Genomic DNA, 15,889 nt, shown 5'->3' on the forward strand with positions numbered 1-15,889 from the left:
CTTGAACCGCTCGACTTTTTATTATGCAGCCATACTCAGCGTTGCGCTTTTTGCAGCCGCGGGTGAAAAGCGGTCGCTGTGCCGCATCCAGTAAAAACGGCGGGTTCAGGCCCGCCGCTTTTTTTTACCGCTTAACACTCAAGGCTGGGCGACAAAACCCACCGCTTGATACACCTTCTTCAGCGTCTCTTGCGCCTGCGCGCGCGCTTTAGTTGCGCCGTCACGCATTACCTGTTCCAGCAAAGCTTCGTCATTCCGGAAACGGTTATAACGCGCCTGCAATTCCGACAACATGCCAGAAACCGCATCGGCTACTGCACCTTTCAGATGACCATACATTTTGCCTTCAAACTCTTGTTCCAGCTCGGCAACAGGTTTGCCAGTGACGCCAGACAAAATATCCAGCAGGTTAGAAACGCCGGGCTTTTCTTTAATGTCGTAGCGCACCACTGGCGGCTCTTCGGAGTCGGTCATGGCTCGTTTGATCTTCTTCACTACCGATTTAGGATCTTCCAGCAGGCCGATAACATTATTGCGATTATCGTCAGACTTGGACATCTTCCTGGTCGGCTCAAGTAGCGACATCACGCGTGCGCCTGATTTCGGGATGAATGGCTCCGGCACCTTGAAAATTTCGCCATAAAGCGCATTAAAACGGCTGGCAATATCACGGCTCAGCTCCAGGTGCTGTTTCTGATCTTCACCCACCGGCACCTGATTAGTCTGATACAGCAGAATGTCTGCGGCCATCAGCACCGGGTAATCAAACAGGCCCGCATTAATGTTCTCTTCATAGCGCGCCGATTTGTCTTTGAACTGGGTCATACGGCTGAGTTCGCCGAAATAGGCGTAGCAGTTCAAAACCCAGCTCAGCTGCGCATGTTCTGGCACATGTGACTGGACGAAAATAGTGCTTTTCTCAGGATCGATACCGCAGGCAAGATAAAGCGCCAGCGTATCCAGCGTGGCTTGACGCAGAGCAGCAGGATCCTGACGCACGGTGATGGCGTGTAAGTCAACGATGCAGTAAATGCAGTGGAAATCGTCCTGCATCTGCACCCACTGACGCAGCGCACCCATATAGTTGCCAATGGTCAGTTCGCCGGACGGCTGTGCGCCGCTGAAAACGATGGGTTTGCTCATGATTGTGTCCTGATAATTACAGCCCAAGAGCGGGCAAAAGTTCGTCGAAAGAGTTGAGGGTTAAATCAGGCTGGCTGGTAGCAATCGGCTCGCCGTAATTGTAACCAAACGTCATGCCGATATTGGGCACGCCAGCCGCCTGGGCAGCGAGAATATCATTGCGGGAATCGCCGACAAACAGTAATTGTCCCGGCAGTAGGCCGAACTTACCCAGTACCAGAAAAATCGCAGCAGGGTGTGGTTTTTTCACAATGACATCATCGCCACCAATAATCAGCGAAAACGCGTCGGCAATACCGAGCGAGGCTAATAAAGGCGCAACAAAGGGGGTGGGCTTGTTGGTAACAAGAGCCAGCGGAATGCCTTTAGTCTGCAGCGTTTCCAGCGTCGCTTTTACCTGTGGAAACAGCGTACTGCCCGCCTCCACCGTGTCGGCGTAATGCCTGTCGAATAAGGCACGCGCATCGCGTTGCTCGTCCGGCTGCGGCTCTCGGCCCAGTGCATACGTCAATGCACGCGACATCATCACGTCAGCACCATTGCCAATCCAGGTGGATACGCGCTCGATGCCAGCGGCAGGTAATTTTAGATCTGCCAGCGTACGATCAATCGCATCGGCCAGGCCCGGCGCGCTGTCTACCAGCGTGCCGTCAAGATCAAATGCCAGCGCACGAATATCAGTGAAATGAGCCATTCGCTTTCTCCAGCTCGTTGCGCATATCATCAATGACTTTTTTGTAATCGGGATGACCAAAAATAGCGGATCCAGCAACAAACATGTCGGCACCCGCTGCTGCGATTTGCCCGATGTTATCAATCTTCACACCACCGTCCACCTCAAGACGAATGTGGTAGCCGCTCTGATCAATGCGTTTACGTGCTTCGCGCAATTTATCCAGCGTACCAGGAATAAAAGATTGCCCACCAAAGCCTGGGTTCACCGACATCAGCAGAATGATGTCCAGCTTATCCATCACGTAATCGAGATAGCTGAGCGGCGTGGCGGGATTGAACACCAGGCCTGCCTTGCAGCCGTGTTCTTTGATCAGCTGTAAGGTGCGATCGACATGCTCGCTGGCTTCGGGATGAAACGTAATATAGGTGGCGCCGGCTTTGGCGAACTCAGGGATTAGCGCATCAACCGGTTTCACCATCAGATGCACATCGATAGGTGCGGTGATGCCATAGTCGCGCAGCGCTTTCAGCACCATCGGCCCCATGGTCAGGTTGGGAACGTAATGGTTATCCATTACGTCGAAGTGAACCACGTCGCCTCCAGCCGCCAGCGCTTTTGCGGTGTCTTCGCCCAGACGGGCAAAATCCGCCGAAAGGATTGAAGGGGCCAGCAAATATTGTTTCATCCGTTTCTCCCACTGTTGTGCGCCAACCTTGCGGCTGGCGTAATGCGTTGGTCGCGGACGAAACCGACTAGCTAAACAGTGCCAGCAGTTCGTCGACCTTTGTGCGACCGCTTATGCTTCGGCTAATAGAACGCCGGGCCTTAACCACATATAACACTGCCTCCTGATACCATAAACGTGTGAGTGCAGTGTCATGGTTGGAAATCAATACCGGGATCTGGCTTTCTGTCGCCAGCTTGCCAGCCAGCTCTGCCAGATGCTGCTGTTCACGCAGACTAAAACTGTTGGTGTGATACGCCGTAAAATTGGCCGTCGCGGACAGCGGGGCATACGGCGGATCACAATATACCACAGAGCCTTTGCGGGCATTGCTCAGGGTAACATCGTATGACTCACAGACAAATGTCGCTTTCTGTGACCGCTCGGCAAACCATAGCAGCTCCGCTTCAGGAAAGTAGGGTTTACGATAACGACCAAACGGCACATTGAATTCGCCACGCAGGTTATAGCGGCACAAGCCGTTGTAGCAGTGACGATTCAAATAGAGGAACAGCAGTGCGCGCTGATAGCTGTCGGCACTGAGGTTGAATTCGGTACGGCGCAGGTAATAGCAGGCTTCAGTGTTGCCTTCCGGGGTGAACAAGAGCTGTGCATCACGAATAAAATCTGCCGTGCGATGCTTAACGATGTTGTAAAGATTAATTAAGTCGCTGTTAATATCAGCAAGATGGTAGTGGTCAAATTCGGTATTAAGAAACACCGATCCGGCACCAACAAAGGGTTCAACCAGGCAGTCACCTTGCGGTAAATAGCGATGAATTTCTTCAACTAAGGGAAACTTCCCCCCTGCCCATTTCAGGAAAGCGCGATTTTTCTTCATGCTGTCGTGGTTAATACATCTTATGGTGAGGCTGTGGCTGGACCGACAGCAGATCTGCGCTTAAAAACGGGGCCAGGGTGACTGGCCCCACATCAACTATTGAGCTTCTTTCTTCACCTGGCTCAGCGGCTTCACCCAGGGGTTCTGCGCACGAACGTCTGCCGGTAGCGAGGCAACGGCGCGTTTAGCCTCGGCGGGGGTCGCGTAAGAGCCACTCACCAGCACGTACCACGACTGACCGTTACGGGTGGTTTTATATACGTGATAACCGCTGAGATTCTGTTTCTTCGCCCAGGCATTCAGGCTGTCTTCACGCGATGCGCCGCTCAGCTGCAGCGTATAGTTGCCGCCCGGCAGTGATTTGCTGGAGGCACTGCTTCCTGCATGGCTACTGGTGTCAGAACCGCGGGTAACCGGACGCGCTGGCGTAGTATGTGTTTTGCTTTCGCTGGTTACGGGCTTCGTCGCTGTTTTATGCGGCTGCTCGCGTTGAGTTCGCACCGGCGAGCTGTTTTTACCCGCTGCCGGGCGGTTCGCCGGCGCTGTGGCTGTATGGTTCGCATTGCCACTTACCGTGGCCGGAGCCGTTGGTAAAGAACCGGTGTTCTGCGCACCCTGCGCAGCGTTATCCATTTGCTGCTGCTGATTATTCAGCGCGCTGTTGAGGTCGCCTGGCAAAGTGACGCGTTGCTGGTTAGCAGGTGCTTCAACTGGCGCGGCCTGAGTAGGAGTGGAGGAAACTTCAGGCATTGAAATGTCACGCGGCGCGTTGCTGGCACTCTCGCCCGCAGCTGGCGGGGTGTTTACGGCTGATGCAGCTGGTCCGGACGAATTTTGCCCGCCGGTCATGGAAGTCGCCCCTGTAAGATCGATATTTCTGTCGCCGTTAGCGTTAGATCCACCTGTGGATGTAGCCTTACTGCTATCAGACGCCGGTTTGCTGTCGTCCGGGCCATTCAGCGCCGAGCCAATGCCCAGCACTAACAGCAGCAAAACCAAAATGCCGATGCCCATCATCATTTTCTGACGGGAAACCGGCACTTTAGGTGCAGAAGTCGGCTTGCGTGGACGCGAGGGACGGCGGTCACTGGCGTCAGGTTTTAACTCGTCTTCCGGTTTAAACTCATCCATTTTGCCTCCTCAGTAAAGCGGGTATAGGTTGCGCTTCACCGCGCAGCTCTGCCGCTTAACTGCTTATTATCAAGTTTTCTGGCAATCGTTAATTGCAGCCAGCACCATATCATGCGCTACGCCGCCACGCACTTCAGAACGGCCAATCGATAAAGGCAGCACCAGGCGTAATTCGCCAGCGAGGACTTTCTTGTCGCGCATCATATGAGGCAAGTAGTCTTCCGCTTTCATCGCTTCTGGGCCATGCACCGGTAAACCGGCACGATGCAGTAAAGTGATAATGCGATCGGTTTCTTCGGTTTTGAACTGGCCTAAACGTTCTGCGGTACGTGCTGCCATAACCATGCCTGCAGCAACAGCTTCGCCGTGCAACCAGTTGCCATAACCCATGTGTGCTTCAATCGCATGACCATAGGTATGGCCCAGATTCAACAGCGCACGCTGGCCGGTTTCCCGCTCATCAGCAGCAACCACTTCCGCCTTCAACTCACAGCAGCGACGAATACAGTACGCCATGGCTTGCGTTTCCAGCGCCAGTAACCGATCAAGATTTTGCTCCAGCCATGTGAAAAATTCGCCATCCAGAATGATGCCGTACTTAATCACTTCCGCCAGGCCTGACGCCAGTTCGCGTGGCGGCAACGAGCGTAAACAGTCAGTATCAATTATCACCGAAGCGGGCTGATAAAATGCACCGATCATGTTTTTACCAAGTGGATGGTTAACGGCGGTTTTGCCACCCACGGAAGAATCAACCTGTGACAACAAGGTCGTGGGCACCTGAATAAAGCGTACACCGCGCTGATAGCTGGCTGCAGCAAAACCGGTCAGATCGCCAATGACCCCCCCGCCTAAGGCGATAAGCGTCGTGTCGCGACCGTGCGGCTTTTGCAGCAGTGCGGTAAAGACTTGATCCATCACGGCCAGCGTTTTGTACTGCTCGCCGTCGGGTAAAACCACCTGATCCACTTTTACGCCCGCCGCTGTCAGCAGCGCCGACAGCTTCTCAAGGTAGAGCGGTGCCAGTGTCTGGTTAGTCACCAGCATGGCATGATCGCCCGCTTTTAGCGGCCAAAAAGAAGCCGGATCGTTAAACAGTCCGGCGGCGATAGTAATGGGGTAACTACGTTCCCCCAATGCAACGGTGATCTTCTCCATAATGCTCAATACCTGTTACAGAGCCTTTAAGCGTTGGATCAACTTTTTTCCAACATGTGGATAATCTGATTCGCCACCACTTTCGCACTCTGATCATCAGTACGGATGGTGACATCGGCGATCTCTTCGTACAGCGGGTTACGTTCGTCAGCTAACGCTTCGAGCACTTCGCGTGGTGGTGAATCCACCTGCAACAGCGGACGTTTTTTATCACGCTGCGTGCGCGCCAGCTGCTTCTCGATAGTGGTTTCCAGATACACCACGACACCGCGGGCGGAGAGACGATTACGGGTTTCCCGGGATTTAACGGAGCCACCGCCAGTCGCCAGGACGATGCCTTGCTTCTCGGTCAGTTCATTGATGATTTTTTCTTCGCGATCGCGAAAGCCAGCTTCGCCTTCGACGTCAAAAACCCAGCCCACATCCGCTCCGGTGCGTCGCTCAATTTCCTGATCGGAATCGAAGAACTCCATATTGAGTTGCTGAGCCAACTGACGGCCAATAGTGCTTTTGCCGGCACCCATCGGCCCAACCAGAAAGATATTGCGTTTCTCTGCCATTTTGTCGGTATTACTAAGAATTCGTTAATGATACCCCGCGTTCAGCTTTTTGCTGGCGGGACAGGAACTGAGACCTCATGAGCATTAGCAAGAGTCAGACGAAAAATTATCTCAACACTCAAGGCCGTTTGGCAACCGATTATATTGCCTGCGGCACATCCATTTCTGAATTGGCCTGTAGTTCGCGAAACTGTAACGCGTCAGCGCTGCGTTTTTTCAACGCCGCCTTCAGAGGAGATTTCTTTCTGAGCTGTCTGCTGAGCTTAGCCCAACATAAACGGTTACAACGCGGTTACAACATATTGAAAATCGCTAAACCTTGTAAGCTAATTCCTGCCCTGCGTCAATGCGGATGGCATTCAGGAACGTATTTTCCGGTTTATCCGGCGATAAGCGCTGCTTCCCTGACCAATCGAGGCGTTATAAAGATAACCAGCTCTCTTTTTTTGCGCTCTTCTGTTTGCTGCCGAAATAACGTCCCCAGTAAGGGCATATTGCCCAGCAGTGGAACCTGTCGTTGTCCGTGCGTTCGCTGCTGCTGGAAAATACCACCGAGCGCCAGCGTCTGCCCATCTTTTAGCGTCACCTGCGTTTCAATTTCCTGTTTATCAATTGATAGCACCTCTGTATCACCCGTTTGAATACTGCGTCCCGGCACGTTCTGGCTGATGCGAATTTTTAGCTGGATACGGCTATTGCCTAATACTGTTGGCGTGACTTCCATCCCCAGCACGGCCTCTTTGAATTCAATGCTGGTGGCCCCGCTGTTTCCCGCCGACACTTCATACGGGATCTCCGTGCCTTGTTTAATCGAAGCCGTTTGCTGATGAGAAGTAAATAAATGAGGGCTGGCGATAATTTCAATCTGGTTTTCCTGCTCCAGCGCACTCAATTCCAGGTCCAGCAGCTGTCCACCAATACGCGCCAGCGTAACGCCAACACTTACGCTGGGGGAGTTCACAGCTAGCGGAATATCCAGCCGGGGATTGCGTAAAGCCTGAATGGCAGCACCTTCGCCAGCATTTAAAGCCCAGTTAACCCCAAGCTCATGCAGATGTTCTTCACTGATCGTCACAATATGCGCGGCCAGCTCGACTTGCTCCAGCGGGACGTCCAACGCCTGAAGCCAGCGTTCAGTCTCTTTCAGCGCCAACTCGGTATCCCGCAACAATAAGGTATTGGTACGATTATCCACCGTGGCGCTGCCACGCGGCGTCATTAATGACTGACGCTCACTTTGCAGGCTGCGATGCACATCGCTGGCATTCGCATAATGCAGCACAACGCTGCGCTGCTTTAGCGGCAGTTGCTGCTGCTTCTCTTCCTGCTGTGCTTTTTCCTCCTTTCGCTGTTGTTGCTGCCAGCGTTCGGGATATACCAGCAAAACATTTTCCTCTTCAATCAGCGTCAGACGTGCCATACGCGAAACCAGTTCCAGCGCCTGCGCCCAGGGCATATCATCCAGCCGCAGCGTCAGTGCGCCTTGTACACCCGGCGCGATCATGAGGTTGATATGTTGATAATCCGCCAGCGCCTGTAAAATGCGCTCTACGGGTGCATCGTCAAAAGCCAGGCTGAGTTTTTCTTTATGGCTGGCGAAGGCGGGAGCCAGGCAACACAATGCCAGCATCAAAATGCTCGTCCTTATCACGCGCGTGTCCTTTTATTTGAAATGTGAGGGTCTGCGTTGAGCAACTGTTTTCCACCACCAGCGAGACGCGACTGCGGGTTAACGATGCCAGTCGCCACGGTGCCAGCGGAAAGGGTTGTCCTGCATCTACCGTGATGGTTTTGCCTTGTGGGCCAAGTAGCCAGGCGCGATAATGATCTTCACGTCCAATAATCCCCTGCAAGCGCCAGCCAGGCAGCGTTTCAACCTGTTGAATGCAGGCTGCACCCGCCATGGGTTGAAACGGATCGCGGGCTAACGCGCTGCCGCAGCACATCAGCAAAATAAGCAGGTTAGGACGCATCGTCATGCTCCAGCCACAGTTCAGCAACCAAATGCGCTTGCTGCATTGCCAACTGAAAACGCTGTGGAAAAGGCACGGCTGCCTGAGCCAGTTCGGCAAATAGTGGTTGAAATTGTGTCCACTGCAAATGCAGGATTAAGGTTCGCGGCTGAGCCTCTGGCAGCCATTGCTCAAGCTGCTGACCACGCATCGCCAGAAGGCGTTCTAAGGCCGGGGTTGATGAGACTGTATGTAATTGCGCAGAAATCTGCGCCAGCTGGTCATGTAATGTCTCGGGTAAGGGATGTTGAGATAATTGATTCTGACGTTGTTGCAAGCGTTGTTGTTGTTTTTCCAGCACAGCCAGCACATCTTGCCGCTCCAGTCTTAGCGGACGCAATAACAGTGCCCAGCACAGCAGCCACAAGCCCAGCGCGCCCACCAGCAACATGGCGTAGCGCGGTAATGGATGCAGAGATAACCAGCGCTGTATCCCTTCATTCATTAGCCATCTCCTGCAACTGTGCCCGCAACGAGAATTGGTAAATCCCTTCGGATTGTCGTTTTACGCTGCCCTGCCTGACCTGGACAAAAAGTGGCTGACCGGCCAGCTGATGACGAAAAGTGCGTATTGCCTGCATATTTTCTGCATGGCCTTCCACCAGTAATTGAAGATCACGCTTCTCCAGCCGTTGTAACCACAGCGTATCCGGCAATAAAGCTGGTAAATCCAGCCAAAACTGTTGCCAGATGGCGAGCTGTTTTGCCTGAAACTGCTGCTTATTTAGCTGCTTTTGCTGCATATCCAGCATCTGCATCGCTTGTTTTTGCTGCGTCAGGCGCTGAGCGACCTCCTCCAGTGCAATGCGTAGCGTGTCTTGCTGCTGCAGTGCAGTCTGTGTGGCTGCGTATATCCTCCACGCCTGGAACGAAACCAGCAGTACAATGCCAGACAGTAGCAGCGAAACGATCGTCAGCGCTTGACGACGCTGGTACTGCCAGCGCCGCTGACGCCAGGGAAGAAGGTTTACGGCAACCATCAGTCATCCCCCTTACGCAGAGCCAACCCGGCGGCAAGCGTGAAATCATCCGGACACTCAGGTAGCGGCGGTTGCTTATAATGGAAGAGATCGAAAGGAGAAAAGAAGTCTGTGCCTGCAGCAAGCGCACGTTCCTTGTTATCGCACAGAAGAATATGGGCGCCTTGTGGTAGAACCTGCTGCAATGCTGTCAGCGTGGCCGCATCGTCTGACGTGCAAATCCCCTCACTGTCACACCAAAGCCAGCGTTCACCGTGGCGTAACACCAGCACGCTATTGGCGGGCAGTTTTGCGGCTTTTGCGATCACGCTAAATGCATGGGTTGTCAGCTCAAAGACTTCCGGCTGCAAACCGGCTTGCTGCAATGGCAAACACCACTGATCAACCACGGATTGTCGCGCCGCCGTTACGTAAAGCTGATCGCCTGCCGGATCAGAACGATAGTCCAGCGCCAGCGCTTCCGGTTCTATGGGAAACAGTTTTCGCGCGGCGGTTTGTACGTAGCGGCGCATTATGGGTTCGCACATCTGTTGGGTCGGTAACGGTAAAGGCCGTTGCAACACCAGCTGCACAGGCAGGCCAACGCGCAACGAATAGCGCTGGGGTAAGCGTTTACGCCACGAGGTTAACGCCGCGACTAACTCAGGTGAAGATTGCAGCACGCCGTTTCTTAACGTATCTTGCGGCAGCTGTTGCTGCCACCAGTGGCACAACTTCCAGCCTTCACGACGTTGCTGGATGGCAAGGGCATAAAGCTGCCTATTCTGAATATCCAGTCCAATTTGCCAGGTATGAAAAGCCATGCGCGCGATCTCCTTATCGTCCGGGGAAAATGGACATATCAAAGCGTCTGGCTTGCCTTTATACTACCGCGCGGTTGTTTATAAACTGCCCAATTGACAACAGATGGGAAATCTCAGGTGAAGTTCGTAAAGTATTTATTAATCCTTGCAGTATGTTGCATTTTGCTGGGAGTCGGCTCGGTTTATGGACTTTATAAGTACATCGAGCCGCAGCTACCCGACGTCAACACGCTGAAAGACGTGCGCCTGCAAACGCCAATGCAGGTTTACAGCGCAGATGGTGAGTTAATGGCGCAATATGGCGAGATGCGTCGCATCCCTCTGAGCCTGCAACAAATGCCGCCTGAGATGGTGAAAGCGTTTATTGCCACCGAAGACAGCCGCTTTTATGAGCACCATGGTGTTGATCCCATCGGGATTTTCCGTGCCGCCAGTATTGCTCTGGTCTCCGGCCACGCTTCCCAGGGCGCGAGTACCATTACGCAGCAGCTTGCACGTAATTTCTTCCTCAGCCCGGAACGCACCCTGATGCGTAAGATCAAAGAAGCATTTCTGGCGATCCGCATCGAACAGTTGCTGACAAAAGATGAAATCCTTGAGCTGTATCTGAATAAGATCTATCTCGGTTATCGTGCCTATGGCGTTGGTGCTGCTTCGCAGGTCTATTTCGGTAAAACGGTCGATCAGCTGTCTTTGAGCGAAATGGCGATGATCGCCGGTCTGCCAAAAGCGCCTTCTACCTTTAACCCGCTCTATTCCCACAGTCGTGCTCTGTCGCGCCGTAACGTGGTGCTGGCGCGTATGCTGGACCAGCATTACATCACGCAGCAGCAGTATGATGATGCGCGCAACACCCCGCTGATTGCTAAATATCACGGACCAGAAATCGCCTTTTCCGCGCCTTATCTCAGCGAGATGGTGCGCCAGGAGATGGTGAAACGTTACGGCGAAAATGCCTATAGTGATGGCTTTAAGGTGTACACCACCGTTACGCGTCGACTACAACAAGCCGCACAGGAATCTGTACGTAATAACGTGATGGCTTATGATATGCGTCATGGCTATCGTGGTCCAACCAGCGTGTTATGGAAAGTCGGTGAACCGGCATGGAACCAGGCGCAAATTGAAAAAACGCTGAAAAAGCTGCCCGTTTACGGTCCGCTGATCCCAGCGGTAGTCGTTAACGCAAGCAGCGATGAAGCCACAGCGATGATGAAAGACGGCACTAACGTGTCATTAACGCTGGCTGGCGTACGCTGGGCGCGCCCCTATAAATCAGACACGCTGCAAGGCTCAACGCCGAAAAGCGTGACGCAGGTGTTGCAGGCCGGTCAGCAAATTTGGGTACGTAAAGTGGGTGATGCCTGGTGGCTGGGGCAAGTACCTGATGTGAACTCGGCGCTGGTTTCACTTGATCCGACTGACGGTTCTGTACGTGCGCTGGTGGGAGGTTTTGACTTCAACCAGAGCATGTTTAACCGCGCGACCCAGGCGCTGCGCCAGGTTGGTTCAAATATCAAGCCATTCCTGTACACCGCGGCCATGGATCGTGGCTTAACGCTGGCTTCCATTCTCAACGACGTCCCCATTTCCCGCTGGGATGCTGGCGCAGGAGCCGACTGGCGTCCGAAGAACTCACCGCCAACCTACAGCGGCCCAATTCGTCTTCGTCAGGGATTAGGGCAGTCGAAAAATGTGGTGATGGTACGCGCGATGCGTGCAATGGGCGTGGATTATGCCGCTGAGTATTTGCAGCGCTTCGGCTTCCCGGCACAAAATATCGTGCATACCGAATCGCTGGCGCTGGGGGCGGCCTCATTTACCCCTCTGCAAGTGGTACGCGGCTACTCGGTTATGGCCAATGGTGGCTTCCTGATCGATCCTTATTTCATTAAAAAGATTGAGAACGAACAGGGACAAACCGTGTTCGAAGAAAAGGCGAAAATTGCCTGTCCGCAGTGTAATTTGCCGGTGATTTATGGCGACACCAAAAAAGCGCTGGCACTGAACGAGGAGAGCATCGAAAATGTCGCGCCTTCCGATCAGAATCAAAACAGTACAGTGCCGCAACCGGAACTGGAGCAGGTTCCGGCTCAGCCCCAGCAAAGTGGTGATCAGCAATATGCGCCGCATGTAATCAATACGCCGCTATCGTTCCTGATCAAAAGCGCGCTCAATAGTAATATTTTTGGTGAACCAGGCTGGATGGGAACGGGCTGGCGCGCCTCGCGCGATCTGAAGCGTAATGATATTGGCGGTAAAACCGGTACGACCAACAATTCAAAAGATGCGTGGTTTTCAGGTTACGGACCGGGTGTAGTGACATCGGTATGGATTGGCTTTGATGATGCGCGTCGTGATTTGGGGCGTAGCACGTTATCTGGCGCCATTCCGGATCAGATTTCGGGTTATGAAGGCGGCGCGAAAAGTGCACAACCGGCATGGGACGACTACATGAAAACTGCGCTGGAGGGCGTGCCAACGCAGCCGTTAACGCCACCCGATGGCATTGTTACGGTCACTATCGATCGTAGCACCGGCAAGCTGGCCAATGGCGGCGGTAATACGCGTCAGGAATACTTCATTAATGGCACCCAACCAACCGAGTATTCCGTGCATGACGTCGGTACGACCATTATGGATAACGGCCAAAGTCATGAGCTGTTCTGATGCAAAAAGGGACGATAGCTGTCGTCCCTTATCAACGCAAGGCTGATATTTGTCAGCCGTTCAACGCTTAGTAATTTATGCGCCCTTGCTTTACCAGCCATTCGCGCACCATAAATAGCGCGCTGACGTTACGTGCTTCACGAAAATCCGGTTCCTGTAGCAGCGCCAGCATATCGTTCAAAGGCCAGCGATGGACAACTAACGGTTCCGGCTCATCCCCTTCCAGCTTCTCTTCGTACAGACCTTCCGCCACCACGATATTCATTTTGCTGGAGAAGTATGAGGGTGCCATGGTGAGCTTGCCGAGTAGCGTGAGTTCACCCGCGCCAAAACCCGCTTCCTCTTTCAGTTCACGATCGGCCGCTTCATTCACCGACTCGCCCGGATCAATCAGCCCTTTCGGAAAGCCAAGCTCATAATTTTCCAGACCAACCGCATATTCCTGAATCAAAACCAGATGATCATCAATGATCGGCACAATCATTACGGCTTCGCGTTCCGAAGGTTTCATGCGCTCGTAAACACGACGAGCACCGTTACTGAATGCTAAATCGACCGCTTCGATAGTGAATAGCCGCGAGCGCGCTGCGGTTTCCACCTTGAGGATGTCAGGTTTTTTTAACGGATTTTTCATATCAGCCTCAGACTTTGCTGCCCCAGCGGCCAGGAGCAGATCAGCATACCTAACCGCATCCAATTGTGCGACAGCCAGTTAACGTCGCGTTAGCCGGAAAAAATGGCGATCTCTATGACGCTGCTGGGTTGCAACTACGCAATTTTTTTAACCGTCAATATCTCAGCATAAAATTAGGACGATACCGATATTTAATTAAGCATTTGCCAGTTACCATACCGGCAAGGCATGTTGTAAAAGCATCTAATTAAATGATTTGCAGCCGTATTTCATCTGGCCTGTAAGGTGTCAGAGAGGTTTATTTCCGCATAATTTTTCTTAACATGTGGGCGCATTCAGGAGTACATATTTAACGTGAAGGCAGTATTTTGGCTGAATTGAGCAAAGCATGAGCACAATAATTATCATATTGGCCGTAGTGCTAACCTGTTCAATTCTGGCAGGCATCGGATTTTGGTACGCTATGCGGCATCGCCCGCCGTTGGCGAAACCACTGCCATTTATTAGCCCGCCCTGTCGAAAACTGTCTGATGAAGAACGCAGCGCCGTTGAAAAATACCTGGCGACGCTGGGAAAACAACCCCGCGCTGCGTTGCCGGGTGAGAAACGCGCCAGTGCTGACCGACTCGCCCTGACTGCACAAAGTAATCATGTCTACCCGGCCAGGCGCGCCATTACGCGTTATGGCCTGTCAACCGACGATCCGCACAAGTGGCGATATTACCTTGATGAAATCGAAGTTCATCTGCCGCCTTTGTGGGAACAGTACATCACCGACGAAAACTACGTTGAGCTGATCCATACTCAGACCATTCCCTTAGTTATTTCGCTTAATGGTCATTCGCTGGTTGAGTATTCTCTTGATCAGCCTGCGCTGCCGACGCTGATGCGTCCAATATCAACCAATGCTTCTATACGCAAAGCGGAAAGCGAGAGCGTTGAATTGTTGCAAGTGCGTAAAGAGACAGCTGAAGAGTATCGGCTATCCCGCCCGGATGGCACGCGCGAAGCCGTTACCATCTCTCTGGCCTTTCTGCTGTTTTTCCTTAGTTTGCTGGTTCCTGAGACGCTTATGCTCTGGCTGATCCTGGCCGGGTGCGCCATGATAGCCGTTAGTCTGTGGCTGTTGTATCGCTTTCCGGGTGAGGGCAGCCTGCGTGATATTCACTGTCTGCGTGGTGCGCCTAAACGCTGGGGCCTGTTTGGTGAGTTTAATCAGGAACAGAGCAATATCACGCTGGGCATTATCGATCTGGCCTATCCACCACACTGGCAACCCTACGTCGCGCATGATTTAGGGCAGGTCACTGACGTTGACATCTATCTCAATCGTCAGGTCGTGCGCCAGGGACGTTTTCTCTCCTTGCAGGATGAGGTCAAAAATTTCCCGATTCAACGCTGGCGTAAAAATGTCGTGTTAGCCTGCGGCTCGCTGGTGGTATTAGCGTTGCTGATTACCTGGGTTCCGCTCAGCATGCCGATTAAGCTCAGCCTTGCCTGGGCGAAAGGCACCGACAGTCTGGACGTCAGCAGCGTTGATAAACTTAACAGCGTCGCGCTGAACGTCGGCGACAACCTGAAAGTCAGCGGCACCGGCATGTGTTCAGTGCCTGATAACTATCAAAGCAACCGCAGTTACGCCTACATGCCGTTCGATTGTTCGGCCGTTTACTGGAATAACGCCACGCCGTTGCCGCAGCCACAGTCGGACATCATTGATAAAGCGGCCGCACTGCTGGAAACTACCACCAGACAACTGCATCCCGAAACCAATACCGATCCCAAGCTGAACCCGCAACTGGCGTCAGCTATTCAAAAGTCGGGCATGATTCTGTTAGACGATTTCTCCGATTTGGTGCTGAAAACGCAAGACCTGTGTAATCAGCAGCAAGATTGCGTACGCCTGAAAAATGCGCTGGTGAATCTGGGGAATGCTAAGGACTGGCAAGCGCTGATTCACCGCGCCGATTCAGGCCAGCTGAACGGTATGAATGTGCTGCTGCGCCCGGTGAGTGCCGAAGCGCTGGAAAATCTGGTTAACACGGCGACATCCACGTTCTTCTTCCGCGAAACGCGCCGTGCGGCTGAAAACCTTAACAGCCCACCGCCAGGCGGTTTTTTGATTGTTAGCGATGAAGGCCGTCAGTTGGTGAATCAGCCGCAGCCGACCGTATCGCTGTTTGATCTGGATGCGCCGTCGCAATGGCGCGAACTACAGCGCATGTCTGCAATGCTGTTGCATACGCCGTTTAGCGCAAATGGCATTATTACCAACATTACGACGGATGCGAACGGCACCCGTCATATTGCGCTGCATAATGAACCCGATGCGATGGCGCAATGGCGTTATCTGGGCACCGCGCTGCTGCTGCTGGTGCTGATCGCGTGCTGTGTGATTAACGGTTTGCTGGCGCTGCGCCGCATACATCGCAATCGCCAGCGCATGAAAGATATTCAGCACTATTACGACAAGTGTTTTAACCATAATCTCAGCACAATGCAGAGCGTGCGCTCGTTATTCTGACCCCTGACTAACTGTGCTACCCTGTCGCCCTGT

At 53.1% G+C, this 15,889-nt stretch carries 15 protein-coding genes; 2 read left to right on the forward strand and 13 right to left on the reverse strand.

Annotated elements, in window-relative coordinates; translation table 11 throughout:
- Window positions 1–138: 138 nt before the first annotated feature.
- From trpS to pilM, 12 genes are all read right to left on the reverse strand, one after another.
- Window positions 139–1,143: a tryptophan--tRNA ligase gene (trpS, locus tag QRY16_RS13045; protein ID WP_193405608.1), complete on the reverse strand. Its 1,005-nt coding sequence runs from the start codon at window positions 1,141–1,143 to the stop codon at window positions 139–141.
- A gap of 16 nt (window positions 1,144–1,159) precedes the next feature.
- Window positions 1,160–1,837 carry a phosphoglycolate phosphatase gene (locus QRY16_RS13050; RefSeq protein WP_289776887.1) on the reverse strand — a complete coding sequence of 226 codons (678 nt, stop codon included), beginning with the start codon at window positions 1,835–1,837 and terminating at the stop codon, window positions 1,160–1,162.
- Window positions 1,821–2,504 carry a ribulose-phosphate 3-epimerase gene (gene rpe, locus QRY16_RS13055; protein ID WP_289776888.1) on the reverse strand — a complete coding sequence of 228 codons (684 nt, stop codon included), beginning with the start codon at window positions 2,502–2,504 and terminating at the stop codon, window positions 1,821–1,823. Before rpe ends, QRY16_RS13050 begins: the two co-directional genes overlap by 17 nt.
- 67 nt (window positions 2,505–2,571) lie before the next feature.
- Entirely contained in the window at window positions 2,572–3,384 is an 813-nt protein-coding gene (gene dam, locus QRY16_RS13060) for an adenine-specific DNA-methyltransferase (RefSeq protein WP_193405606.1), read from the reverse strand.
- Between the two features lie 96 nt (window positions 3,385–3,480).
- A complete protein-coding gene (locus QRY16_RS13065; RefSeq protein WP_289776889.1) occupies window positions 3,481–4,515 on the reverse strand; it encodes an SPOR domain-containing protein in 1,035 nt (344 codons plus the stop codon).
- A 69-nt stretch (window positions 4,516–4,584) separates the two neighbouring features.
- Complete coding sequence (gene aroB / locus QRY16_RS13070; protein WP_289776890.1) at window positions 4,585–5,673, reverse strand: 3-dehydroquinate synthase; 1,089 nt, start codon at window positions 5,671–5,673, stop codon at window positions 4,585–4,587.
- Between the two features lie 38 nt (window positions 5,674–5,711).
- Window positions 5,712–6,233: a shikimate kinase AroK gene (aroK, locus tag QRY16_RS13075; protein ID WP_193405603.1), complete on the reverse strand. Its 522-nt coding sequence runs from the start codon at window positions 6,231–6,233 to the stop codon at window positions 5,712–5,714.
- Between the two features lie 379 nt (window positions 6,234–6,612).
- On the reverse strand, window positions 6,613–7,863 hold the full coding sequence (hofQ, locus tag QRY16_RS13080) for a DNA uptake porin HofQ (RefSeq protein ID WP_290428311.1): 1,251 nt from the start codon (window positions 7,861–7,863) through the stop codon (window positions 6,613–6,615).
- Window positions 7,820–8,206, reverse strand: a complete 387-nt coding sequence (locus QRY16_RS13085) for a HofP DNA utilization family protein (RefSeq protein WP_289776892.1) — start codon at window positions 8,204–8,206, stop codon at window positions 7,820–7,822. The genes hofQ and QRY16_RS13085 overlap by 44 nt, the downstream gene beginning before the upstream one ends.
- A complete protein-coding gene (locus QRY16_RS13090) occupies window positions 8,196–8,690 on the reverse strand; it encodes a HofO family protein (protein WP_193405600.1) in 495 nt (164 codons plus the stop codon). Before QRY16_RS13090 ends, QRY16_RS13085 begins: the two co-directional genes overlap by 11 nt.
- Window positions 8,683–9,225: a PilN domain-containing protein gene (locus QRY16_RS13095; protein ID WP_193405599.1), complete on the reverse strand. Its 543-nt coding sequence runs from the start codon at window positions 9,223–9,225 to the stop codon at window positions 8,683–8,685. Before QRY16_RS13095 ends, QRY16_RS13090 begins: the two co-directional genes overlap by 8 nt.
- Complete coding sequence (pilM, locus tag QRY16_RS13100; protein WP_289776893.1) at window positions 9,225–10,028, reverse strand: pilus assembly protein PilM; 804 nt, start codon at window positions 10,026–10,028, stop codon at window positions 9,225–9,227. Before pilM ends, QRY16_RS13095 begins: the two co-directional genes overlap by 1 nt.
- 117 nt (window positions 10,029–10,145) lie before the next feature.
- Between pilM and mrcA the strand changes: the two genes are divergently transcribed.
- Window positions 10,146–12,698: a peptidoglycan glycosyltransferase/peptidoglycan DD-transpeptidase MrcA gene (mrcA, locus tag QRY16_RS13105; RefSeq protein WP_289776894.1), complete on the forward strand. Its 2,553-nt coding sequence runs from the start codon at window positions 10,146–10,148 to the stop codon at window positions 12,696–12,698.
- 67 nt (window positions 12,699–12,765) lie between these two features.
- Here the strand turns inward: mrcA and nudE are convergent, their stop codons facing one another.
- Window positions 12,766–13,332 carry an ADP compounds hydrolase NudE gene (nudE, locus tag QRY16_RS13110; RefSeq protein ID WP_193405596.1) on the reverse strand — a complete coding sequence of 189 codons (567 nt, stop codon included), beginning with the start codon at window positions 13,330–13,332 and terminating at the stop codon, window positions 12,766–12,768.
- Window positions 13,333–13,720: 388 nt separating this feature from the next.
- Here nudE and QRY16_RS13115 point away from each other — a divergent pair, with 388 nt between their 5' ends.
- Window positions 13,721–15,856: an intracellular growth attenuator family protein gene (locus QRY16_RS13115; protein WP_289776895.1), complete on the forward strand. Its 2,136-nt coding sequence runs from the start codon at window positions 13,721–13,723 to the stop codon at window positions 15,854–15,856.
- Window positions 15,857–15,889: the final 33 nt, after the last annotated feature.

Origin of the sequence: Mixta mediterraneensis (genome assembly GCF_030283135.1) — a bacterium.
Classification (GTDB): Bacteria; Pseudomonadota; Gammaproteobacteria; order Enterobacterales; family Enterobacteriaceae; genus Pantoea; species Pantoea mediterraneensis.

Coding starts and splice junctions, on each gene's coding strand:
- trpS (WP_193405608.1), bottom strand. CDS start 1,143: ATGAGCAAACCCATCGTTTTCAGCGGCGCACAGCCGTCCGGCGAACTG.
- QRY16_RS13050 (WP_289776887.1), bottom strand. CDS start 1,837: ATGGCTCATTTCACTGATATTCGTGCGCTGGCATTTGATCTTGACGGC.
- rpe (WP_289776888.1), bottom strand. CDS start 2,504: ATGAAACAATATTTGCTGGCCCCTTCAATCCTTTCGGCGGATTTTGCC.
- dam (WP_193405606.1), bottom strand. CDS start 3,384: ATGAAGAAAAATCGCGCTTTCCTGAAATGGGCAGGGGGGAAGTTTCCC.
- QRY16_RS13065 (WP_289776889.1), bottom strand. CDS start 4,515: ATGGATGAGTTTAAACCGGAAGACGAGTTAAAACCTGACGCCAGTGAC.
- aroB (WP_289776890.1), bottom strand. CDS start 5,673: ATGGAGAAGATCACCGTTGCATTGGGGGAACGTAGTTACCCCATTACT.
- aroK (WP_193405603.1), bottom strand. CDS start 6,233: ATGGCAGAGAAACGCAATATCTTTCTGGTTGGGCCGATGGGTGCCGGC.
- hofQ (WP_290428311.1), bottom strand. CDS start 7,863: ATGCTGGCATTGTGTTGCCTGGCTCCCGCCTTCGCCAGCCATAAAGAA.
- QRY16_RS13085 (WP_289776892.1), bottom strand. CDS start 8,206: ATGCGTCCTAACCTGCTTATTTTGCTGATGTGCTGCGGCAGCGCGTTA.
- QRY16_RS13090 (WP_193405600.1), bottom strand. CDS start 8,690: ATGAATGAAGGGATACAGCGCTGGTTATCTCTGCATCCATTACCGCGC.
- QRY16_RS13095 (WP_193405599.1), bottom strand. CDS start 9,225: ATGGTTGCCGTAAACCTTCTTCCCTGGCGTCAGCGGCGCTGGCAGTAC.
- pilM (WP_289776893.1), bottom strand. CDS start 10,028: ATGGCTTTTCATACCTGGCAAATTGGACTGGATATTCAGAATAGGCAG.
- nudE (WP_193405596.1), bottom strand. CDS start 13,332: ATGAAAAATCCGTTAAAAAAACCTGACATCCTCAAGGTGGAAACCGCA.
- QRY16_RS13115 (WP_289776895.1), top strand. CDS start 13,721: ATGAGCACAATAATTATCATATTGGCCGTAGTGCTAACCTGTTCAATT.